The 20,814-nt window shown below is 68.6% G+C and carries 16 protein-coding genes and 5 pseudogenes; 8 read left to right on the forward strand and 13 right to left on the reverse strand.

The window, feature by feature from the left end; genetic code table 11:
• The first annotated feature begins 152 nt into the window (after positions 1-152).
• Positions 153-851 (forward strand): ScbR family autoregulator-binding transcription factor, encoded by a 699-nt coding sequence (locus OG223_RS01080; RefSeq protein ID WP_329241013.1) that lies wholly within the window; start codon positions 153-155, stop codon positions 849-851.
• Between the two features lie 173 nt (positions 852-1,024).
• Here the strand turns inward: OG223_RS01080 and OG223_RS01085 are convergent, their stop codons facing one another.
• From OG223_RS01085 to OG223_RS01110, 6 genes and pseudogenes are all read right to left on the reverse strand, one after another.
• Positions 1,025-1,942 carry an IS3 family transposase gene (locus tag OG223_RS01085; RefSeq protein WP_329241015.1) on the reverse strand — a complete coding sequence of 306 codons (918 nt, stop codon included), beginning with the start codon at positions 1,940-1,942 and terminating at the stop codon, positions 1,025-1,027.
• The gene (locus OG223_RS01090) at positions 1,939-2,247 is read right to left on the reverse strand and encodes a transposase (RefSeq protein WP_179436216.1); all 309 of its coding nucleotides are present in this window, start codon (positions 2,245-2,247) and stop codon (positions 1,939-1,941) included. Before OG223_RS01090 ends, OG223_RS01085 begins: the two co-directional genes overlap by 4 nt.
• Positions 2,248-2,304: 57 nt before the next feature.
• Positions 2,305-2,695 (reverse strand): annotated as a pseudogene (locus OG223_RS01095) (transposase); the annotation flags it as partial.
• A gap of 39 nt (positions 2,696-2,734) precedes the next feature.
• A pseudogene (locus tag OG223_RS53850) lies at positions 2,735-3,135 on the reverse strand (DUF3732 domain-containing protein).
• A gap of 432 nt (positions 3,136-3,567) precedes the next feature.
• Entirely contained in the window at positions 3,568-5,874 is a 2,307-nt protein-coding gene (locus tag OG223_RS01105) for a glycoside hydrolase family 3 N-terminal domain-containing protein (protein ID WP_329241018.1), read from the reverse strand.
• 42 nt (positions 5,875-5,916) lie between these two features.
• Positions 5,917-6,948 carry a LacI family DNA-binding transcriptional regulator gene (locus OG223_RS01110; protein WP_329241021.1) on the reverse strand — a complete coding sequence of 344 codons (1,032 nt, stop codon included), beginning with the start codon at positions 6,946-6,948 and terminating at the stop codon, positions 5,917-5,919.
• Between the two features lie 236 nt (positions 6,949-7,184).
• On the opposite strand from OG223_RS01110, the gene OG223_RS01115 reads away from it, so the two are divergent.
• From OG223_RS01115 to OG223_RS01125, 3 genes are all read left to right on the forward strand, one after another.
• The gene (locus tag OG223_RS01115; protein ID WP_329241024.1) at positions 7,185-8,504 is read left to right on the forward strand and encodes an ABC transporter substrate-binding protein; all 1,320 of its coding nucleotides are present in this window, start codon (positions 7,185-7,187) and stop codon (positions 8,502-8,504) included.
• Between the two features lie 62 nt (positions 8,505-8,566).
• Positions 8,567-9,412 (forward strand): carbohydrate ABC transporter permease, encoded by an 846-nt coding sequence (locus OG223_RS01120; protein ID WP_329265073.1) that lies wholly within the window; start codon positions 8,567-8,569, stop codon positions 9,410-9,412.
• Positions 9,412-10,326, forward strand: coding sequence for a carbohydrate ABC transporter permease (locus OG223_RS01125; RefSeq protein WP_329241027.1), 915 nt, complete (start codon positions 9,412-9,414; stop codon positions 10,324-10,326). Before OG223_RS01120 ends, OG223_RS01125 begins: the two co-directional genes overlap by 1 nt.
• Positions 10,327-10,536: 210 nt before the next feature.
• Here OG223_RS01125 and OG223_RS01130 read toward each other — a convergent pair whose 3' ends face one another.
• Positions 10,537-10,845 (reverse strand): transposase family protein, encoded by a 309-nt coding sequence (locus OG223_RS01130; RefSeq protein WP_329241030.1) that lies wholly within the window; start codon positions 10,843-10,845, stop codon positions 10,537-10,539.
• A gap of 32 nt (positions 10,846-10,877) precedes the next feature.
• Positions 10,878-11,045: pseudogene (locus OG223_RS01135) on the reverse strand (IS630 family transposase); the annotation flags it as partial.
• Positions 11,046-11,116: 71 nt separating this feature from the next.
• Here OG223_RS01135 and OG223_RS01140 point away from each other — a divergent pair.
• Positions 11,117-11,957, forward strand: a pseudogene (locus OG223_RS01140) (IS5 family transposase).
• Between the two features lie 189 nt (positions 11,958-12,146).
• On the opposite strand, the gene OG223_RS01145 reads toward OG223_RS01140, so the two are convergent.
• Entirely contained in the window at positions 12,147-13,007 is an 861-nt protein-coding gene (locus OG223_RS01145) for a helix-turn-helix transcriptional regulator (protein ID WP_329241033.1), read from the reverse strand.
• A gap of 173 nt (positions 13,008-13,180) precedes the next feature.
• Here OG223_RS01145 and OG223_RS01150 point away from each other — a divergent pair, with 173 nt between their 5' ends.
• The 3 genes from OG223_RS01150 to OG223_RS01160 all read left to right on the forward strand — a co-directional run bounded on the left by OG223_RS01150 (position 13,181) and on the right by OG223_RS01160 (position 16,240).
• Positions 13,181-13,996, forward strand: a complete 816-nt coding sequence (locus tag OG223_RS01150) for an SDR family oxidoreductase (protein WP_329241036.1) — start codon at positions 13,181-13,183, stop codon at positions 13,994-13,996.
• Positions 13,997-14,195: 199 nt separating this feature from the next.
• Positions 14,196-14,756, forward strand: a complete 561-nt coding sequence (locus OG223_RS01155; RefSeq protein ID WP_329265075.1) for a TetR/AcrR family transcriptional regulator — start codon at positions 14,196-14,198, stop codon at positions 14,754-14,756.
• Positions 14,757-14,833: 77 nt separating this feature from the next.
• Positions 14,834-16,240 (forward strand): amidase, encoded by a 1,407-nt coding sequence (locus tag OG223_RS01160; RefSeq protein ID WP_329241039.1) that lies wholly within the window; start codon positions 14,834-14,836, stop codon positions 16,238-16,240.
• 148 nt (positions 16,241-16,388) lie between these two features.
• Here the strand turns inward: OG223_RS01160 and OG223_RS01165 are convergent, their stop codons facing one another.
• The 4 genes and pseudogenes from OG223_RS01165 to OG223_RS01180 form a co-directional block, all read right to left on the reverse strand.
• Positions 16,389-16,790, reverse strand: coding sequence for a transposase family protein (locus OG223_RS01165; RefSeq protein WP_443073672.1), 402 nt, complete (start codon positions 16,788-16,790; stop codon positions 16,389-16,391).
• Positions 16,780-17,295 carry a helix-turn-helix domain-containing protein gene (locus OG223_RS01170; RefSeq protein WP_329265077.1) on the reverse strand — a complete coding sequence of 172 codons (516 nt, stop codon included), beginning with the start codon at positions 17,293-17,295 and terminating at the stop codon, positions 16,780-16,782. Before OG223_RS01170 ends, OG223_RS01165 begins: the two co-directional genes overlap by 11 nt.
• A gap of 165 nt (positions 17,296-17,460) precedes the next feature.
• Positions 17,461-17,823: pseudogene (locus OG223_RS01175) on the reverse strand (amine oxidase); the annotation flags it as partial.
• 126 nt (positions 17,824-17,949) lie between these two features.
• Positions 17,950-20,757 carry an ATP-binding protein gene (locus OG223_RS01180; protein WP_329241045.1) on the reverse strand — a complete coding sequence of 936 codons (2,808 nt, stop codon included), beginning with the start codon at positions 20,755-20,757 and terminating at the stop codon, positions 17,950-17,952.
• Positions 20,758-20,814 lie beyond the last annotated feature (57 nt).

A 20,814-nucleotide genomic window follows, 5' to 3' on the forward strand; every position in this document is an offset into this window, starting at 1 on the left:
ACCCACCCCCACACCCCACACCCGCCCACCACACACCCGGCAACCGATCACCGCACAACCCCCCGGACCCCCCACCAAACCCCGTAGACTATACGAACTGGACGGTATTTTTAACCGCGGGCACCCCACCCGCACCGAAAGAAAGCCACCCCATGCCACAACCCAAACAAGACCGCGCCATCCGCACCCGCCACACCATCCTCATGGCCGCAGCCACCGTCTTCGAAGAACGCGGCTACCAAGCCGCCACCATCAGCGAAATCCTCACCACCGCCAACGTCACCAAAGGCGCCCTCTACTTCCACTTCAAATCAAAAGAACAACTCGCCCAAGGCGTCCTCGCCGGACAAGACCAAAACCTCACCGTCCCCCCACACCCCTGCAAAACCCAAGAACTCATCGACACCACCATGCTCCACGCCCACCGCCTCCAAACAGACCCCCTCGTCCGCGCCGGCGTCCGCCTCACCCTCGACCAACGCGCCGACGGACTCGACCGCACCGCCCCCTTCCACCACTGGACCACCATCGTCACCAACCTCCTCACCCAAGCCCAACAACAAGGCGAACTCCTCCCCCACGTCAACCCCCAAGAAACCGCCCAAATACTCGTCGGCGCCTTCGCCGGCATCCAAGCCATGTCCCAAGCAACCACCAACTACCAAAACCTCCCCACCACCATCACCACCCTCCTCCAACACACCCTCCCCACCATCACCCACCCCGCCACCCTCACCACCCTCAACCTCACCCCCCAACGAGCACACACCATCGCCACCCTCACCACACACACCAACACAGCAGAAACCGCAACCGCCATCACAACCGACACAAACAACAACGCAGCCTAAAAACACCCACACACCAACCAACCCGCCCCACAACCCACGCCAGCACCAACAACCAACCCAGCCACCCCACAACAAACAACACACACCCGGCACCAGAACCAACACCCTGCGCCACAGACCGGAGCCAACCAGGAGAAGCACGGGAGGTTCCCCCGGTGTGCGGGAGGTGCTGATCAGCTGGTCAGGGCGGGTTGACGGGGTTTCAGGTTCGTTCGTTTGGCCGGTGCCTGGTCGGCGTAGTGCTTCTCCTCGAACTCGACCGGACTGAGGTAGCCGAGCCGTTTCTGGATGCGCCGGGAGTTATAGAAGCCGTCGATGTACTCGAACAGCGCGAGGTTCACCTCGGCCCGGGTGGCGAAAACGCGCCCGCGGATGCACTCCGTCTTGATCAGCATCCACAGGTTCTCCGCGAGGGCGTTGTCGTAAGAGTCCCCGACTGAGCCCATGGACGCGTGAACTCCCGCCCGCACCAGGCGAGTTGTCAGCTTCACGGACGTGTACTGACAGCCGTGGTCGGCGTGGTGGACGAGCGTGCCGGGCTCGACCTCGCGGGAGGCGAGGGCGTACTCGAGGGTGGTCAGGACCAGGTCGGCGTCCGCGCGGGCGGAGGTCTCCCAGGCGACGACCCGGCGAGAGAACGCGTCCCGGATCGCCGAGAGCCACAAGGGCCCCTCACCGGTGGTGATCATGGTGAGGTCGGTGACCCACAGCCGGTTCGGCGCGGGTGCGGCGAAGTCCCGCTCGACCAGGTCCGGGGCGAGTGTGGCCTTGGGATCGCGGCGGGTGAAGGCGCTTCGGCGTGGGCTGACGCCCGCGATGTCGGCCTCGCGCATCAGGCGCTCGACCCGCTTGCGGCCCACATGGACGCCCTCGCGCTTGAGCACGGCGTGCACGCGCGGCGAGCCGTAGATCCCGCCCGAGTCGGCGTGGATCTCTTTGATCTGCTCGGTGAGTTCCACGTCCCGGCGCCGGCGTTCGCACGGCTCGCGCTCGGCACGACGCCAGCGGTAGTACGTCGAGGAGGCGATGGACAGTTCCCGCAGTACGCACTCGACTCCCAGGTGCGGGTGCTCGTCGACGAGCGCCGTCACCTGGGCCGGGTCGGGTCGAGCTGCGCCGCGAAAAACGCCGAAGCCGTCCGCAGGACCTCGTTCGCCCGCTTGAGCTGGACGTTCTCCTTGCGCAGCGCGGCGAGTTCGGCGCGTTCATCGGTGGTCAGCCGGTCATCCCGCTCGCCGGCGTCCGCCTCGGCCTGACGGATCCAGCCGCGCAGGGCCTCCGGATGCACGCCGAGATCGACAGCAAGCTTCTTGATCTGCGGCTTCGGGTCGGAGGTGCGGTACATCCGCACCGCACGCTCACGCAACTCCAGCGAGTACTTTCTGGGAGCGGCCATGGTCGATGTTCCTCTCATGAGAACCATCTGACCCTCTGTCAACACACTCCGCATCTCGGGGGAACCTCGGTCCACGGGGCTCGGACCTGTGTGTTCGCCCCCTTTTTAGCGCGGACATGAGCTGAGTCGAGGACTGCACGGGACAGGTCGATCAGGCCCTGCTCGTCCAGGAGTTGGAGAACTCTCTGGTGCAGTCGGCCCCAGACACCGGCCCGGGACCAGATGGCGAAGCGGCGGTGCACGGTCGACTTCGACGCCCCGAAGCACGGCGGCAACGCCCGCCATGCGCAGCCGCTGACCAGGACGTAGACGATCGCGGCGAAGACGCCTCGTCATCGATGTTCGCGACCCCGCCGCCCTGCGGACGAACCCGCGCCGGCGGCAGCAACGGCCTCGCCAACTCCCACAAGCCGTCCGGAACGATCCATCCCCACCGTCCACTCCCCATGCCCAGCACAACCACCAACTGACCATGTAGGAAACGGTCTTAGACCGAGCTGCGGAAGGGCTCGTCGTCCAGGTCCGCGTGCTCCATCACGATCACCTGGAAGTCGCCGTCAAGGGCGTCGATCGTCTTGTAGAGGTTGAGCAGGGCGGTTCTGTCGGGTCCGGCCAACGCGGTGCCGTCTGGAGCGTCTTCCGGGAAGTGGACCTGGGACGGTTGGTCAAGGACAAGGAGGCGGGTACGGGATTGTGCTGCTCAGAGAACCACTCGTGCATGCTGAGCAGGGTTGCAATGTGGTAGCCGAGCCAGTTCTCCCCGCCGCCCGTGTCGGCCAGCCGGACCGGTCCGCGGGTGGTGTCCGCGACGACGGTCAGCCCTCGTGGGGCAAGGCGGCTGGGTGACTCCTTGTGTTCGAGGTCCAGGGCGACGGCCTTGTCCTTGATCTTCGTTTGATCCGGGAGACGAAGCTGTTGAGCCGGTCATCTCGTGCTCCCGAAGCGCGGCTGCAATCGCCGGGCGACTGGGGCGAAGCCCGGTGTGAAACGCATGCTCGGCGAGGGGCGAGTCCCCGGCAACCGCTGAGGCGGCGGTCTCCCAGCAGGTCGCTCGGGCCGTCGAGCTGCTCCACGCGCACATCCAGCGGGCCCCGCCTGTCCTGCTTCCCCGTGTGGCACGGCAAGAAGACGAGGCGCCTACGGGCCGCGTGCACAGGGATGTTGAGTTCGCCGGGCGCCGGGCGATCACCGGCGCGTCGTCCGGCGGCATGGGAATTTTCAGATGGGGATCCCCATGGAGAAATAGGGGGATCCCCGGTACAGCTGATGCCAGAAGGCTTTACTGCCGACCACCCAGGCACCGGGACGGAGATCTCGCGCTCAGCCGACGTCGACCGGTGTGATCAGTACTCGATCGTTGCCGGGCTCGCGGACCGGCCCGGTCAGGTGGACGGTCCCGGTGAGGCGGATGTCGGTGCTGGATGCTCCGATCATGACGGTGATCTCTCCGGGTTCGACGATGCGCTTCAGGCAGGGACCGGTGTAGGCGAGGCGGTCGGTGTGCAGGCGGAAGGTGACCCTGCGTTGTTCACCGGGGGCCAGCCGGACGCGCGCGAAGCCGGTCAGCTGCGTCAGCGGGCGCGGGAGCTGGGCGATGCGGTCGGCCGTGTAGAGCTGGACCACCTCGGAGCCGGGGACCTCGCCCGAGTTGCGGACCAGGCAGCTGATCTCGACCTCGCCGTCCGTGCGGATCTCCTGGGCGCTCAGCTCGAACCCGTCGTAGGCGAACGTCGTGTACGACAGTCCGTGTCCGAAGGGGTAGGCCGGGGTGGGGTCGAGGTTGCTGACGCCCTCGGTGTTGCCACCGAGCGGGGCGTGCAGGTAGGTGCCGGGCTGGCCGCCCGGGGTACGCGGGATCTGAACGGGCAGTTTGCCCGAAGGTGTGGTCCGCCCGGAGAACACCCCGGCCAGGGCGGGGCCGCCCTCCTCTCCGGGGAAGAACGCCTGGATGACGGCGGCCGCTCGGTCGGCGTAGGCGCCGAGCGCGTACGGGCGGCCGGAGACGACGAGGAGCACGACCGGGGTGCCGGTGGCGAGCAGGGCCTCCACCAGTTCGCCCTGGACACCCGGCAGCGAAAGGTCCTCGGCGTCGCAGCCCTCGCCCGAGGTGCCGAGGCCGAAGAGGCCGGCGCGGTCGCCGACGACGGCGACGCACACCTGCGCCTGCCGGGCTGCTTCCACCGCCGCGTCGAAGCCGTCACGGTCGATGTCCTTGACGGGGCAGCCCTGTTCGTAGGTGATCAGGGCGCGGGGCAGTTCCGTGGCCAGGGCGTCGAGCAGTGAGAGCGTCTCGATGCCGTTGTCGTGGCCGGGATGGTGGGGCAGGACGTGGTTGGGGAAGGAGTAGCAGCCGAAGAACGCGTTGGCGTCGTTGGCGCAGGGTCCGACCAGGGCGATGGACGCCGTGTCCGCGGCGAGAGGCAGGAGGCTCTCCCGGTTGTCGAGCAGGACGATGCTCTGCTCGGCGAGGTCGCGGGCCAAGGCGCGGTGCGCGGGCGGGTCGAGGTCGATCGGTCCCTCGACGTCGCCCTCCGGGGTGAAGCCGGCGTCGAGCAGGCCGAGTTCGGCCTTCTGGTGCAGGACGCGGCGCACGGCCCGGTCGACGAGGTCTTCGGAGACCGTTCCCGCGCGGACGAGTTCGGTGAGGGGTTCGCCGTAGCAGAGGGTGTCGGGCAGTTCGACGTCGATGCCCGCCGTGAGGGCGCGGGCGCCGGCCTCGCCGTAGTCGGCGGCGATGCGGTGCATGGTGCGCAGGAACGCGATGGACCAGTAGTCGGAGACGACCGTGCCCTCGAATTGCCAGTCCTCGCGCAGGAGTCGGGTCAGGAGCCCGGCGTCCGCGCCGGCGGGCATGCCGTCGACATCGGCGTAGGAGTTCATCACCGAGCGGGCACCGCCCTCGCGTATCGCCGTCTCGAACGGCGGCAGGATGACGTCGGCGAACTCGCGGGGTCCCATGGAGACAGGGGCGTGATTACGGGCGGCCTTGGAGGCGGAGTACCCGGCGAAATGCTTGAGCGTGGCGATGATCCCGGCGTTCTCCAGGCCGCGTACGTAGGCGGCGCCGCTGGTGGCGACGAGGTACGGGTCCTCGCCGAGGGTTTCCTCGACCCGGCCCCAGCGGTAGTCGCGTACGACGTCCAGGACGGGTGAGAGGCCCTGGTGGACGCCGACCTGGCGCATGCTGGTGCCGATGGCGTGGGCCATGCGTTCGACGAGGTCGGGGTTGAAGGCGGCGGCCCAGGCGAGGGGGGTGGGGAAGACGCTCGCATGGTAGGCGGTGAAGCCGGTCAGGCATTCCTCGTGGGCGATGGCGGGGATGCCGAGCCGCGTGGTCTCCATCAACTCGCGCTGGAGGGCGGCGAGTTCACGGGCCCCTTCGGCGGGATCGACCGGCTTGGTGCCGAACGGGCGGGTGATGTGGCCCAGGCCGTCCTTGCTGGCCTGTTCGAAGTCGGTGTGGCGGGCGAAGACGTCCTGCATCGGGGCCACGTTGCCGCTGACGCGCTCGACGCCGGGCCAGGCGCTGCCGAGCTGGGCCAGCTTCTCCTCCAAGGTCATCTCCGCGAGCAGGGCCTCGACCCTGTCGGTACGGGGGCAGGCCGGATCGGCCCAAGGTGTGGTCATGGTGCGTTCCTCGGGGTGGTGGCGCAGGGCGGCGCGTGTGATTCAGGAAGAAGAAGGGGTGGGCGGTGGTGCGGTGGAGGACCGGACGACGAGCTGGGTGGCCAGTTCCACCCGGTGGCTGTCCAGGGGTTCGCCCGCGGTGAGCCGGAGCAGGGTGCGCAGTGCGGCGCGGCCGATCTCGGCGAAGGGCTGCCGGACGGTGGTCAGGGGCGGGGCCGAGGTGCTGGCGGCGGCGGTGTCGTCGAAGCCGACGACGCTGACGTCCTCCGGTACGCGCAGTCCCTGGATCCGGGCGGCCTCGATGACTCCGAACGCCTCCAGGTCATTTCCGGCGAAGACGGCCGTGGGCGGCTCGTCGAGGGCGAAGAGCTCCTGGGCGGCCTGGTAGGCGGGTTCGAACCGGAAGGCTCCCCGCTTGATGAGGAGGGGATCGGGGGTGAGGCCGGCACCGCTGAGCGCGGCCTGGTAGCCGTGCAGACGGGCGGTGTTGCACACGGCGTCATGCCGTCCCTCGATCATCGCGATCCGGCGGTGGCCGAGTTTCAGCAGGTGTTCGGTCGCGGCCATGCCGCCGCTGAAGTTCGTCGCGCCGATGCTGGGCACGGTGTCGTCGGGCACGTTCATCGGGTCGATCAGCACCAGCGGGATGCCGTGCTGCGCGAACTGCGCGCGCTGGCGGGCGGTCAGCTCGGACGTCACCAGGATGACGCCCTCCCGCCCCGCGTTGGTGACCTTCCGGGCCCAGGCGGCGCCCAGGGGGTCGTCGGGCGCCGTGCCGATGACGACGTCGACGCCGGCCTCGGCCGCGGCCTGCGTCACACCCTGGGTGATCACCAGGTTGTTGGGGTTGACCAGCTGGTCGAAGGTCAGATCGATGGTCCGTACCGGCGACTGCGCGCCGCCCGGACCACGGGCCACGTAGTCGCGTTCGACCAGCAACTGCTCGACGCGGGCCCGGGTTTCGGGCGAGACGTCACTGCGGCCGTTGACCACCTTCGACACGGTGGCCACCGAGACCCCGGCTGCCTCGGCGATGCCGGTCAGGGTCGTCCGCTCGACGGCTCTCTTCGCCATGCTGGTCCTTTCGAAGGTTTACGGGGAAGGTAGCGCAAGGTTTCGGAGTGGTCCAGAGCAGGCTTGGGGCAGAAATTTATTTCGTCCGGCATCTTGACCCGCGACAAACCGGCACCTAATTTGTCGGCCAGAAAACGCAAAGGTTTCGAAAAGTTTCGAGTCGCGTATCGCGCCGCTGACGAGCCCTACGAGCCGTCCGGTGCGTTCGAACCTCTGAAGAGCCGAAGGAGCTCCCCATGCCCGCGAGAATCCCCTCCCGTGTCCTGGTCACCGCCTCGGCGGCGGTCCTGGCCCTGACCCTCACCGCCTGCGGCAGCAGCGGGCGGACCGCCGGCGGCGGCTCCGGTGACGGCGCGCTGGCGTGGGCACTGACCCAGGGCTCCGAAGCGACCTTCCGGGCCTCCGCCACGGAGTGGAACAAGGAGCACCCCGACAGCAAGATCAACTACCAGTACTTCCAGAACGACCCCTACAAGCAGAAGCTGCGCACCGCCGTGGGCGCCGGAAACGGGCCGGTCCTGTTCGAGAACTGGGGCGGCGGCGGCCTGAAGACCTATGTGGACGCGGGCAAGGTCGCCGACCTCACCGCCGATCTGAACGCCGACCCCGCGTGGAAGAACCGCATCTTCCCCTCGGTGCTGAAGTCCACCACCTTCGACGGCAAGACCTACGGCGTCCCGGTCAACGGCGTACAGCCGGTGGTCCTGTACTTCAACAAGCAGCTGTTCGAGAAGGTGGGCGCCGAGCCGCCGAAGACCTGGGACGACCTTCTCGCCCTGGTGAAGAAGTTCAAGGCGAAGGGCATCGCGCCGATCTCCATGGGCGGCGCCTCCAAGTGGCCCGACCTGATGTGGCTGGAGTACCTCGTCGACCGGGTCGGCGGACCCGAAACCTTCGCGAACATCGCCGCCGGCAAGAAGGGCGCCTGGTCGGACCCGGCCGTCCTCAGGGCCGCGGAGATGATCAAGCAGCTCGTGGACGCCGGCGGCTTCGCCAAGGGCTTCACCTCCGTCTCCGCCGACACCGGCCAGGCCGAAGCCCAGCTCTACACCGGCAAGGCCGCGATGATCCTCCAGGGCAGCTGGGCCTACGGCACGATGGCGACCGGCTCGCCGAAGTTCGTCTCCGCCGGCAACCTCGGCTGGTCCGGCTTCCCGGCCGTCTCCGGCGGCAAGGGCGACGCGAGCAACATCGTCGGCAACACGGCCAACTTCTTCTCTGTGTCGGCGCAGGCGAGCGCCAAGGAGAAGAAGACCGCGGTGGCCTACCTCAAGGACGGCGTCTACAACGACACCTACATCGACAGCCTCCTCAAGAACGGCGATGTCCCGCCGGTGAAGGACCTCGACGCCAAGCTCAAGACCACCGACAACGCGGACTGGACAACCTACGTCTACGGCCTCGCCCGCGACGCCAAGAGCTTCCAGCTCTCCTGGGACCAGGCGCTCACCCCCGAACTCGGCAACGACCTGCTCACCCACCTCGACCAGCTCTTCCTCGGCGAGATCAGCCCGCAGCAGTTCTGCGCCCAGATGGACAAGGCGGCGCAGGGGTGAGCGCCTCCACCGCCTCCAAGGCCCCGTCGGCGCGTGCCGGCGCCGGCGGCCCGCCGTTCCTCATGGCCCTGCCCGCCCTGCTGCTGTTCGCCCTGTTCGCGCTCGTGCCGATGGCGATCGTGATCTACCTGAGCTTCACCCGCTGGGACGGTCTGGGCAGCCCGGCGTGGGCAGGAGCAGACAACTGGCGCGAGGCACTGACCAGTGACGTCACCCGGCACGCCCTGTGGCTCACCGTCAAGATGATGGTGTTCTCCTGGATCGTGCAGACCCCGATCAGCCTCCTGCTGGGCGTGTTCGTCGCCGGAAAGCAGCGCTACCGCGCCCTGTTCGCCCTCTTCTACTTCGTCCCGCTGCTGATCTCCACGGCCGCGATCGCCGTCATCTTCAAGAACCTCCTCGACCCCAACTTCGGCCTCGGCGCGGCCCTGAACCTGCCCATCCTCGGCCAGGACTGGCTCGGCGACCCCCAACTGGCCTTCTACGCCGTGGTGTTCGTCATCACCTGGCAGTTCGTGCCCTTCCACACCCTGCTCTACCAAGCCGGAGCCCGGCAGATCCCCGCCTCGCTCTACGAGGCCGCCTCCATCGACGGCGCGGGCCGCCTCGCCCAGTTCTGGCACATCACCCTGCCCCAGATGCGCTACACCATCGTCACGTCCTCGACGCTGATGGTCGTCGGCTCGCTCACCTACTTCGACCTGGTCTTCGTCCTCACCGGCGGCGGTCCCGGCTACGCCACCCGCATCCTGCCGCTCGACATGTACATCACGGGCTTCCAGAGCAACGAGATGGGCCTCGCCAGCGCCATCTCCGTGGTGCTCGTCGTGGCAGGACTCGTCGTCTCCCTCGCCCTCACCCGGTTCTCCGGTTTCAACCGGATGCGCAGCCAGCAGGCAGGTATGTGATGTCCGTGCTCTCCCACGCCCCGTCCACCGGTTCCCCCGGCACATCGCCCCAGGACGAACCGCCGCCGGCACACCCGTGGCGCAACTCCCTCGGCAGCCTGCGCCGCGCCAACCCGCTCGGTGCAGTGGGCGGACTGCTCTGGCTGGTGATCGTCCTCGTGCCGGTCTACTGGGTCCTCGTCACCAGCCTGCGCACCCGCGAGGGCTTCTTCGACGCCAACCCGCTCTCCGTCCCCTCACACCCCACCCTGGACAACTACCGTCAGGTCCTCGACAACGGCTTCACGCACTACCTCCTCAACAGCACGCTGGTCACGGTCGGCGCGACGCTGCTGACCGTCGTCGTCTCCTTCCTGGCGGCCTACGCGATCGTGCGCGGCACCAGCCGGGCCCTGCGCTGGGCGTTCAGCGTCTTCCTGCTGGGCCTCGCCATCCCGCTGCAGGCGACGATCATCCCGGTCTACTACCTGATCGCCAAGGCGCAGATGTACGACACCCTGGGCGCGATCGTGCTCCCCTCGGCGGCGTTCGCGATCCCGCTGACCGTGATCATCCTGGTCAACTTCCTGCGCGACATCCCTGACGAACTGTACGAGTCGATGCGCGCGGACGGCGCCGGTCACTGGCGCATGCTGTGGAGCCTCGCACTTCCCCTGTCCCGCCCCGCTCTGATCACGGTCGTCATCTACGACGCCCTGAATGTCTGGAACGGCTTCCTCTTCCCGCTGATCCTCACCCAGAGCCCGGACAAGAGGACACTGCCCCTGTTCGTGTGGAGCTTCCAGGGCGAGTTCACCATCAACGTCCCCGCGATCCTGGCCGCAGTGGTCCTCTCCACACTGCCCATCCTCGTGCTCTACGTCCTGGGCCGCCGCCAGCTCATCGGCGGACTCACCGCCGGCTTCGGAAAGTGAGAGGCAACAGGACGGCACGGCTCCACCCGACTCGGGACGGGGACTGCAAGACGTTCGGTGCAACTCCCGATCATGGAAGATGCGTCGATGACCGGTGAGAACGTGACCAAGTCCGGGGAATAATTGTCACGATGTGTGGATGAGCAGGCTGGGTACGGGCTCGTGCATGGTTGGCGGTGGCGCGTCGCGGAGTTCGGCTTCGCCTGGTGTTCACACGTGGCAATCGGTCGCCAGGGTGGCGGTCTGCTGGTGGGAGAGCAGTCCGGCGACGGCTTGGATGATGTCGGTCATGTGCTCGCGGCGGCCGTGGTGCCTGGCGAGGACCCGCCAGTTCTTGAGGTGGGCGATGCCGTGCTCGACGCGGATACGGCGGGAGGAGTGGGCCTTGCGCTGGCGTTCATGCATTTCCTCGTACCAGTCCGGGGCGTTCTTCTTGAACTTGCGGTGCGGTGGTGTGACCACACGTCCGCCCGTCTGGGCTCCCAGTCCCTGGGAGCCGGCGTCCGCCAGAATCTCCACGAAGGGCCCGCCTGTAAGCAGCTTGACCAGGCCTACTGAGCTCGTCGGGTTGTTGTCGGGTGCTGGGTGAGGGTGAGGGTGAGGGTGAGTCCGGTGCCGGCGAGACAACCGTCGATGAGGTCGGGCCGGAGCTGGATATGGCGCAGGCCCCGGCGGAGAGTGCGTTCGAGATGCTCGTCGTCGGTGAAGGCGGTGTTAGAGGGCGTCCGAAAAGCCTGCCCAGCGGGCAAATTGCCTGGTAGCGGGGTGGTGCGCACTTTCGGGGGCTGGGGTGTGCGGGCTACGTACCCGTTACTCGACGGATCTGTCCGATGCGGAGTGGGAGATCCTCCGTCCGTTGGTTCCGGCAGTCAAGTCCGGTGGTCGGCCGGCGAAACACACCTGGAGGGAGATCCTCAACGCGCTGGCGTACTGGCTGCGGGCCGGCTGTGCCTGGAAACTACTGCCGCATGACCTGCCGCCGTGGCAGACGGTCTATCACTACTGGCGGCGATGGCAGCAAGAAGGCGTGTGGGAGCAGATGTTGACGGCGTTGCGCGAACGCGAGCGGGTACAGCTCGGCCGCGAACCCACCCCCAGCGCTGCCATCGTGGACAGTCAGAACGTCTGGGCCAGAACGCGGTGGCCAGCACGGTTACGACGGCTGCAAGAAGGTCAGCGGCATCAAGCAACACCTGCTCGTCGACACCCGCGGCACCGTCCTGGTCACCTGCGTGAGCCCGACCAACGTCGGCGACCGCGACGGTGCCGCGCTGCTGTTCTCCCGGGCCGCCGACACCTTTCCACGCCTGCAACACGTGTGAGCGGACCAGGGCTACCGCGGCGCCGACTTCCACAGCTGGGCCCGAGAAGCCACCGGCATCACCGTGGAGGTCGTGCAGCGCCGCGACGGAGGATTCCGTTCGACCTGGTCGAAGGTAGGGACACCACCGGCAGTGCCCCTCCTCGCGGTGGTCCCGCGCCGTTGGGTGGTTGAGCGGACGTTCGCCTGGCTGGGTCGGTGCCGCCGCCTGTCGAAGGACTATGAGTACCTGCGCGTCTGCTCGGAGAATGCCATCTACCTGTCCATGGCCCTCCTCCTCGTGCGCCGCCTCGCAAGACCAGCCCACTGACAGGCTTTTCAGACGCCCTCTAGCAGGCCATGTCTGGTTACGGTGCGGAGGTTCATCTTGGCAAACGTGCTCGTCTACAAAACTGCTGATCGTTACCTCTGGCCGACTTCCGGCGCGGCAACGGGTACCACCAGGGGTGAAATCCTGCTGGTCAACACCGAGGCCTGGGTCTGCGTGATGGGTCGAACGCTAGCCGACGTCCATGGAAGGCGCCGACGGGCTCGACCAGCTCGTCAGCATGCGGAGCGCATGCTCGGAAGACGTACCGGGCTTGGCGAGATAGACGAACAGCGCCTGGTCCGGTTCGCCGGGGAAGGTGACGACTTCGGACTCCAATGTCAGGTCGCCGACGATCGGATGGTGCAGACGCTTCGGGCCATGGGCGAACTCGACCACCTTCTGTTCGGCCCACCACTTGCGAAAGTGCTCGCTCTTGATCGACAGCTCACCGACGAGCTCGGTGGTCTTGGGATCGTCCGGATAGCGGGCCGCGTCCATCCGGAGCGCCCCTACCAGCTCGGCGACGATCCGTTCCCAGTCGGCCCACAGGGATCGCGCCGCCTCGTCGAGCACCACCCAACGCGCGGCATTGCGGTGCTTGGCCGGCATGGCCGGAAAGTCTGCGAGAAGCGCCCGTGCCGCCCGGTTGGCCGCGAGGACGTCGGTACGGCGGCCGAGGACGTAGGCAGGCACATCCCCGAGCTGCTCGATGAGCGCGAAGACTCCCGGCCTCAGCACCTGGGCGGACCGACTGCCACGTGTGCGGGCAGGGCGCGGCCGAACGGCGACGGTCTGCAAGTAGTTCCGTTCAGCCCGGTCAAGCTGTAGCGCGCCGGCGATCGCGTCCAGTACGGCATCAGACGGCTCGATCGGGCGTCCCTGCTCCAGCCGCGTGTAGTAGTCCACGCTCACGCCCGCCAGCCGGGCGAGCTCCTCGCGCCGGAGACCGGGAACACGCCGCTTTTGCTCGTCGATGATTCCCAGTGCGACCGGATCGAGCGCCGCGCGCCGAGCGCGCAGGAAGTCTCCCAACTCCTCGTTGCGGGTCATGGGGACATCCTCCTCCGGTGTACGGGGCGGATCCGGCGGCTGCCTGGCCCTGCCGGTCCTAGGCAGCGCGAACCCAGGACCGGAAGGGCTTGCTCCGAGGCCTCGGCGGTCTCTTCCGACGGCTTGACTGATGCCACGGGCAACAAAACAACCATCACAAGGGAGACCCTCACATGTCCACCTGGCTCATCACCGGTGCCACCTCCGGATTCGGCCGGCTCGTCGCCGACCGCGTCATCGCCTCCGGCAACCAGGTCATCGCCATCGGCCGCCGTCGCGACCGCCTCGACGACCTCGTCGCATCCGCACCGGAAGGCCGTGTCACTGCGATCGTCCTCAACTTGACCGACCCCGGCGCGGAGAAGACCGTCGGAGACGCCGTTCGGGCCGCCGGCGGGCTCGACGTCGTGGTGAACAACGCAGGCTACGGTCTGTTCGGATCAGTCGAGCAAACCAGCGCCGACGAGGCGAAGGCCAACTTCGACACCAACGTGTCCGCGAATCTGGCCGTACTGCGCGCCACGCTCCCCGCGATCCGCGCGTCGAAGGGTCGCATCGTGCAACTCTCCTCACTGGTGGGGTCCTTCGCCTGGCCGGCGTCCGGGCTCTACTCGGCGTCGAAGGCCGCTGTGGAGCTCTTCAGCGAAGCGCTCGCTCTCGAACTCGCACCGACTGGCGCAAAGGTCACCGTGATCCAGCCCGGCATGTTCGCAACCGAGTTCACCACCTCGGCTCACGTCGTACCGCCGAGCGAGCCCTACCTGCCCACCGTCGGCGCGTTCCTCGAGCACGTTTCGCAGATTCCCGCCGACGCGATGGGTGACCCGAACGCGGTGGCGGACGCGATTCTCACCGTCGCGACCATGGACGAGCCGCCGCTGCGACTGGCAGTCGGGCAGGACGCGATCGACGCAATCCGGAACGCGCTTCAGACCCGGCTGAGCGAGCTGGATCACTGGGCCGCTACCGATCTCATGCCCGCGGTCTGAGCATCCGACGCCGCCAGGCTGGAGGGACCGAACCTTCCAGCCGGCTCCGCCGGCTCCCATCAGGAACTCACGTGACTCTCCCGAAGGCGATGAACGGGTGAAGCCCCGGACTGGCGATCTGCCGAGGAGAAGACGACCGGTCTACTCGAGCTACCGTGCTCGTACGGCCACTGGGGAGACCGACACTCGTCAGCGGATCCTGGACGCGGCGCAGGGGCTTATCGCGCACAGCGGCTACGCGGCCTCAGGCCTCACCGTGATCCTCAAGGAAGCCGCGGTCCCCAAGGGATCGTTCTACCACCACTTCCCGTCGAAGGACGCCTTCGGGGAAGCGCTGATGAAGAACTACTTCCACAGCTACCTGACCACGATGGATCGCATCATCGCCGACACGTCAAAGACCGGCGCCGAGCGGACCATGGCGTACTGGCAGTGGTTCTACGACGTCCAGACCGCGGACGACTGCCAAGGGCAGTGCCTGGTCGTCAAGCTCGCAGCGGAAGTCTCCGACCTCTCGGAAGCGATGCGGCTGCAGCTCGCCGAAGGAACCTCACAGATCATGGATCGGCTGGAGAGGCTCCTGACGATCGCTCTCGACGACGGCTCCCTTCCCGCCGGCGCCGTGGAAACAACACCCCGAGAACTTGCGCTGAGCCAGTACGACGCGTGGCTCGGCGCGAGCGTGATGACGAAGGTGCAGCGCACGCCAGACTCCCTGCAGCGAGCCATGGCCAGCACGCGTCGACTGATGAAGCAGTAATCCCTCCTTTGCGTTGCCAACCGGTGACGCATGTCCAATTAGAGACGACCGGTCTACTCCGGCGTCGAAGGAGAATCATGAACACCGAGCCGATCTACTCGGACGCCTCGGCCCTCGCCGAGCTCATCCGGACCGGGAAGGTGACCTCGGTCGAGGTCGTCCAGGCGTATCTCGACCGGATCCACGCCGTCGATCCGCAGCTGAAGGCGATCGTGTCGCTCAACGAGAGCGCCCTCGATGAGGCGCGGGCCGCCGACGACGCGCTGGCCTCGGGGGAAGCGGTCGGGCCGTTCCACGGCGTGCCGTTCACCGTTAAGGACTCGATCGACACCGCCGGTGTACTGACCCAGCGCGGGTCGCCGATCTTCGCGGGACGCGTTCCCGACGCCGACGCCACGAGCGTCGCCCGGATGAAGGCGGCCGGAGGCATCCTGCTGGCCAAGACGAACCTGCCCGAGTTCTCGTACGCCTGTGAGAGCGACAACCTGCTGACCGGTACGACGAACAACCCGTGGAACCTCGAGCGCACCTCGGGCGGTTCCAGTGGCGGCGAGTCCGCCGCGATCGCGGCCGGGCTGAGCCCGATCGGACTCGGCACCGACCTGACGATCTCGGTCCGCGGTCCGGCGGCGCTGACCGGCATCGTGGCACTGAAGCCCACCCACGGCCGGGTCCCGATGACCGGGATCTGGCCGCGTGAGCCCCGCCGGGTCTGGCACGTCGGCCCGATGGCGCGGTCGGTCCGCGACGTCGAGCTGGCGTACTCGGTCCTCAACGGGCCGGACGGCGCCGACGGTGCCTCGGTCGCCCCGAACGGGTACGACGCCGGCGTCGGCGCGACGCCTTCGCGTCAGCTGCGCGTCGGCTGGTTCGTCGACTCCGGTCTCGGGCCGGTCGACCCGGAGGTCGCCCAGACCGTCCGCAACGCCGCCGAAGCGCTCCGCGCCGCAGGGGCACAGGTTGAGGAGGTGTCGGTCCCCGCGCTGCGCGTCGACAATCCGCTCGCGCTGTTCTACAAGCAGCACGTCAACGAGCTCAAGCCGGCCGTCGCCGCCGCGACGGCCGGCCACGAGGGCCAGATGTACAAGTACACCAAGGCCCTGATGGAGACACCGCTCACCCCAGTCGAGGAGTACGTCGACGTCGAGCAGGCCTTCGACCGGATCCGCGACGGCTACGCCGAGTACTTCTCCCGCTTCGACGCCGTCATCCTGCCCGTGCTCCCAATCCCTGCGTACCCGCACGGGGCCGCCACGTTCGTGATCGACGGCGAGACCGTCGACGCGGGCCACATCCAGTCCTACACGGTCCAGTTCAACGTCACGGGCCTGCCCGCTTTGTCGCTGCGCTTCGGGACCAGCTCCGAGGGCCTGCCGATCGGCGTCCAGGTCGCCGCCGCCTGGCACGCCGAGTCGACCGTCCTGCACATCGGCAAGCTGCTCGAGCAGGCCAGCACCGTTCGAGACCTGCACCCCGAGATCTAGAGCCGGGAGGACCGGACGGCGAGGCAACCAGCGAACCCGAAAGCGGGTGCCGGCTACACGTCAGAGCCCGGCACCCGCCGCCCCGCCTAACGAACTACCTCGTGCACGGTTGGCCGTGGCACGTCGAGGTGTGTGGCGTTGTCGGTGTTCAGGCTCGAAGGCCGTGGTCGAGGGTGGTGGTCTGCTGATGTGAGAGCAGACCGGCGACGGCCTGGACGATGTCACTCATGCGTTCACGGCGGCCAAGGTGGCGGGCGAGAGCCCGCCAGTTCTTGAGGTGTGCGATGCCGTGCTCGACACGGATGCGCTGTGAAGAGTGCGCCTTGCGCTGCTGTTCGAGCCGCTCCTCGTACCAGGCGGGAGCGTTCTTCTTGAACTTGCGATGTAGCGGTGTCACCACGAGTCCGCCGGTCTGCGCGCCCATGCCCTGGAAGCCGACATCCGCGAGGATCTCCATGAACGGGCCGCCGGCCAGGGACTCAACCAGTCCCAGATGCCGGGCCTGGGTGATGTCGGCGCAACTGCCTGGCCGTACAGAGCTACAGAACAACACGCGCCCCTCGGCGTCCGTGCGGACCATCGACTTTCACGGCGTTCTGCTTGGTCTTCCCGGAGACGAACCTGTCCCGGTCTTTGCAGCCGGCGGCCGGGCGCCGCACACGGATCTCCGTGCCATCGATGATCCCGGTCCCACCGTCGGCACCCAGGTACTCAACGACCTCGGCGAGAGTCCGCAGCCGCATGTCCGGCGCGACGGTACAGCCCCGTTGCGCGAGCAGTGGCCGCACTTCACCGATGGCCCGGGTGATGGTGGAGCGGTCCACGCCGAACCAGCAGGCCAGCACGTCATGAGTGGTGCCATGGCGCAGACTCACCAGAGTCGCCAGCAGCCGGTCAATGAAGACGAACTGGTGCTTCGCCCCGGCCCCTACCGCCCGTCGTCGCGGCCCAGTCATGAGGCGTGCCTGATGCTGCGCGTGCCACAACGGCCCTATATCAGCGACGAGTTCAGCAATCAGCGTCGGCGACAATCCAGTGATCCGGTACTCCGCCACGATCAATTCGCGCGCCCCAGCCCGCATCATGCCCGGTTCAACGAGCTACCCGGGGCCAAGCCACGGCCAACCGTGCACGAGGTCGTTAGCGCACGCATCCCCGTCGCACTGGCAAGAGCGACACCATCACCAGCCTGTCCGTGCTGTCCGCATCGAATGTGCTCCTCACGCGCCCTGTTCCTTCCGCCGACCGCCTGCCGACGTGGCCGGGCCACGCGCCAGATCGTTCAGCACTTCCCGGGCGGCCCGCGTTCCCGACGCCAGTACGCACTGCCCGGTCCGAAACGAGTCGTGGGGCTGCGCCGCCAGGGCGACAGCAACGCCCCCTCACCCACGGCATCACCGGCACTGGGCACGTCCACGCCGAGTACGGAGCTGGGAGACCAGCACGGTGCCCGGTGGCGGGTAGGTGGGCGCGACCTCGGTGAGCACACAGGTGTTCAGCACCACCCCTGCACCGTCGACAACCAGTGTCGATTCCGCCAGCGGCGTGCTGTGGGCCGCTTGGTAGTAGGTGGAGACGGTACGGCCCTCCGCCCTTCGCAGGCCGGCGCGGCACCCAGATCCGACTGGGCCGTGCCGAACCGAGCGCGGCCGAACGCGATCAGCCGTCGCTCGCTGGTACTCCCGGCCTCAGCGGTCCTGCACCCGACGTCACTCCGGCCGCCGGACGCGGTCGAGGACGTCGCGCAGTTGGACGCGGCCGGTGATACCGAGCTTGGGGAAGATCTTGTGCAGGTGGAAGCCGACGGTGCGGTGGGAGAGATAGAGCCGAGTGCCGATGTCCCGGTTCGTCAGGCCCTCCGCTGCCAGTTCGGCGATCTGCAACTCCTGGGGCGTCAGGTCGGCCAGGACGTCGTGAACGGCGGGAGGTGCCACGGCCACGCCCGCCGCGCGGAGTTCCGCGGCGGTGCGCTCGGCCCAGGGGCGTGCGTCCAGTCGTTCGAAAATGTCGAGGGCCGTGCCGAGGAGGGGACGTGCTTCGGCGGTGCGTCGGCGGCGCCGTAGCCACTCGGCGAAGTCGAGGTGGGCGAGGGCGTGTTCGAAGGGCCAGCGGGCGCCGGCCGGGTCGCCGATCGCCGCACGGAAACGGGACTCCGCGTCGTCGGGATCGCTCAGCAGTGCCGCGGCGCGGTGCACGATCGCGGCCAGACGGGCGGAGCGCCGCTGTTCCAGGGTCCGCTCGGCGGCGTGGAGCACGGCACGGGCGTCGTCCGCCTGTCCGGCCCGGACGGCTGCGGCCGCGAGATCGGCAAGGCAGTAGAGGGAGGCGTGGTAGTGGACGGGGACCGGGCGGGCGTCCTGGGTGAAGGCGCGGCGGAGTTGGCCGTACGCCGTCTCGTGGTCGCCCTCCGCCAGGGCGGCCAGGGCGAGCGCGTGCCGGTGACGCACGTACAGGCTGCGGGACTTCCGCAGATCCCGGCCGCGGACGGCGTCGTCCACCTGCGCCCGCGCGCCCGCGCTGTCCCCCCGAGCGGCGCGCAGGGTGGCCTGAAGGAGGGGCGACCCCACCATGACGTTGTCCGCGCCCGCCTCCGTCGCCGTCCAGAGGGCCTCCTCGGCGGCGGCCTGCGCCGCGCTCCAGGCTCCGCTCTCGAAGTGCGCCAGGGCCAGGGCCTGCGCGACGGTGCAGTTGGCGCCGGCCGTGGCGGCCCGGCGCAGCTGGTCCATGGCCTGGTCGAGCAGGCGTACGGCCTCGTCGGTCTCGTCCAGGATCCAGGCCGCGCCGCCGAGAGAGACAAGGCCGGTCAGGGAGCCGTCCGGCAGGGTTTCGACGGCGTGGTGCAGGCTCTTCAGCGTTTGTTGCCGGTCCGTGAACGGCCGGCCGGCCGCCCGCGGCCAGACGCGGTCGGTCTCGTCCGGCTGCCGGGCGATGAGGCCGTCGATCCGCTGGATGTCGTGCCGGTAGCGAGGGTCACCCGAGTTGTACGCCGGGGTCGCCGCAGTGCCCAGGGCGCTCAGGGCCAGGGCCGGCGCAGGGGCGGCCATGGATTCGGCCACGGGGAGCAGGAAGGCCAGGGAGTCGTCGTGCCGCAGGGTGACAGCCAGGGACCAGCCGGCCCGCAGGGAGGCTTCGGCGAGAAGCTGGGGGTCGTCCGTGAGGCCGTCGACGCGGCCCGCGATCTCCCCCACCCACTGCGGGTGCCCCGCGTACATGGCGGAGGTGGCCGCTGCGAGCAGGCGGCGGGCGCGTTCCCGCGGATCGGGGGTGAGTTCGGCGGCGCGTTCGAGGGCGGTCGCCGCGGCCGCGTGGCCGCCGCGGTGCTGGAGGCGTTCCGCGCTCTCGGCCAGGGCACGGGCGACGCCTTCGTCCGGGCCGAGCGCGGCGGCGGCGAGGTGCCAGGCACGGCGGTCGGGTTCGTGCGCGAACGCGGCGGCGAGGGTGAGGTGGGCGTCGCGGCGTTCGGCGAAGGAGGCGGCCTGGTACACGGCGGAGCGGACCAGGGGGTGGCGGAGCCTTGCCCGGCCGCCGTCGACGCGTACGAGCCCCGCCTGCTCGGCGGGTTCCCAGACTTCCGGTCCGGCCGCATCCGGTACGTCCGAGAGCTGTGCGGTGCCCGCGGCGGCCACCAGGAGCAGGGCTCGTCGGGTCGCGGGTGGCACCGTGGGCAGGTCGACGGCGAACAGGTGTTCAAGGCGAGCGGTGAGTGGCAGCGAATCGAACGGGCCGAGGTTGCCGCCGTCCGGATCCCTGGCGAAGGCCCGCGCGAGTTCGATGAGGGCGAGCGGGTTCCCGGCTGCTTCGTTGAGGATCCGTGAACGGACCCGGCCCCGGGGCGGCTGCGGCTGTCGCTCCAGCAGGAGCCCGGCCGATGCCCGGTCCAGCGGATCGACGGTCAGATGCGGGAAGTCACGGTCGAAGCGCGCCGGCACCGCCCCGTCTCGTGCCGCGAGCAGGAGGACAGCGGGTTCCCTGTCGAGCCGCCGGGCGACGAAGGCGAGCACGTCCAGCGAGCCGACGTCCAACCACTGGGCGTCGTCGACGGCTATCAGCAGCGGACGCTCAGCCGCCGTGTCCGAGAGCAGCGTCAGCACCGCGGTTCTGATCAACAGTGGTTCGGGGGCCGGTGATCCGTCGGCCTGATCCATGCCGAACGCGTGGCGCAGGGCGTCGCGCTGACGCGCCGGAAGCCTGTCGACGCCGTCGAGCACGGGACGCAGCATCTGGTGCACCCCGGCGAAGCCGAGGTCCTGCTCGCCCTCGCAGCCCCGTACCCTCACCACGCGTCGGCCGCGGTCCGCGGCCTGCGTGGCGGCCCGGTCGACCAGGGTGCTCTTTCCCGCCCCCGGCTCACCGGTCAGCACCAGCACCTTGGGGCCGTCGCCGTCCACCGCGTCGACCAGCCGCGTGATCCGTGACATCTCACGATCCCTACCGAGGATCGCCGGCCCGTGTCCCTGCTCGGCACCGAAGTCACCGACGTCCATGAAGTTCCGTTCTCCCCACCGCTCATGTCCCATCCTGCCAGGGCCGCCGCGCACGACTGGTCACATGACAGAAGCGGTGCTCGTCGCACC

Origin of the sequence: Streptomyces sp. NBC_01478, from assembly GCF_036227225.1 — a bacterium.
Classification (GTDB): Bacteria; Actinomycetota; Actinomycetes; order Streptomycetales; family Streptomycetaceae; genus Streptomyces.

Coding starts and splice junctions, on each gene's coding strand:
- OG223_RS01145 (WP_329241033.1), bottom strand. CDS start 13,007: ATGACCCGCAACGAGGAGTTGGGAGACTTCCTGCGCGCTCGGCGCGCG.
- OG223_RS01120 (WP_329265073.1), top strand. CDS start 8,567: ATGGCCCTGCCCGCCCTGCTGCTGTTCGCCCTGTTCGCGCTCGTGCCG.
- OG223_RS01090 (WP_179436216.1), bottom strand. CDS start 2,247: ATGGCCGCTCCCAGAAAGTACTCGCTGGAGTTGCGTGAGCGTGCGGTG.
- OG223_RS01125 (WP_329241027.1), top strand. CDS start 9,412: ATGTCCGTGCTCTCCCACGCCCCGTCCACCGGTTCCCCCGGCACATCG.
- OG223_RS01180 (WP_329241045.1), bottom strand. CDS start 20,757: ATGGGACATGAGCGGTGGGGAGAACGGAACTTCATGGACGTCGGTGAC.
- OG223_RS01110 (WP_329241021.1), bottom strand. CDS start 6,948: ATGGCGAAGAGAGCCGTCGAGCGGACGACCCTGACCGGCATCGCCGAG.
- OG223_RS01080 (WP_329241013.1), top strand. CDS start 153: ATGCCACAACCCAAACAAGACCGCGCCATCCGCACCCGCCACACCATC.
- OG223_RS01160 (WP_329241039.1), top strand. CDS start 14,834: ATGAACACCGAGCCGATCTACTCGGACGCCTCGGCCCTCGCCGAGCTC.
- OG223_RS01150 (WP_329241036.1), top strand. CDS start 13,181: ATGTCCACCTGGCTCATCACCGGTGCCACCTCCGGATTCGGCCGGCTC.
- OG223_RS01115 (WP_329241024.1), top strand. CDS start 7,185: ATGCCCGCGAGAATCCCCTCCCGTGTCCTGGTCACCGCCTCGGCGGCG.
- OG223_RS01105 (WP_329241018.1), bottom strand. CDS start 5,874: ATGACCACACCTTGGGCCGATCCGGCCTGCCCCCGTACCGACAGGGTC.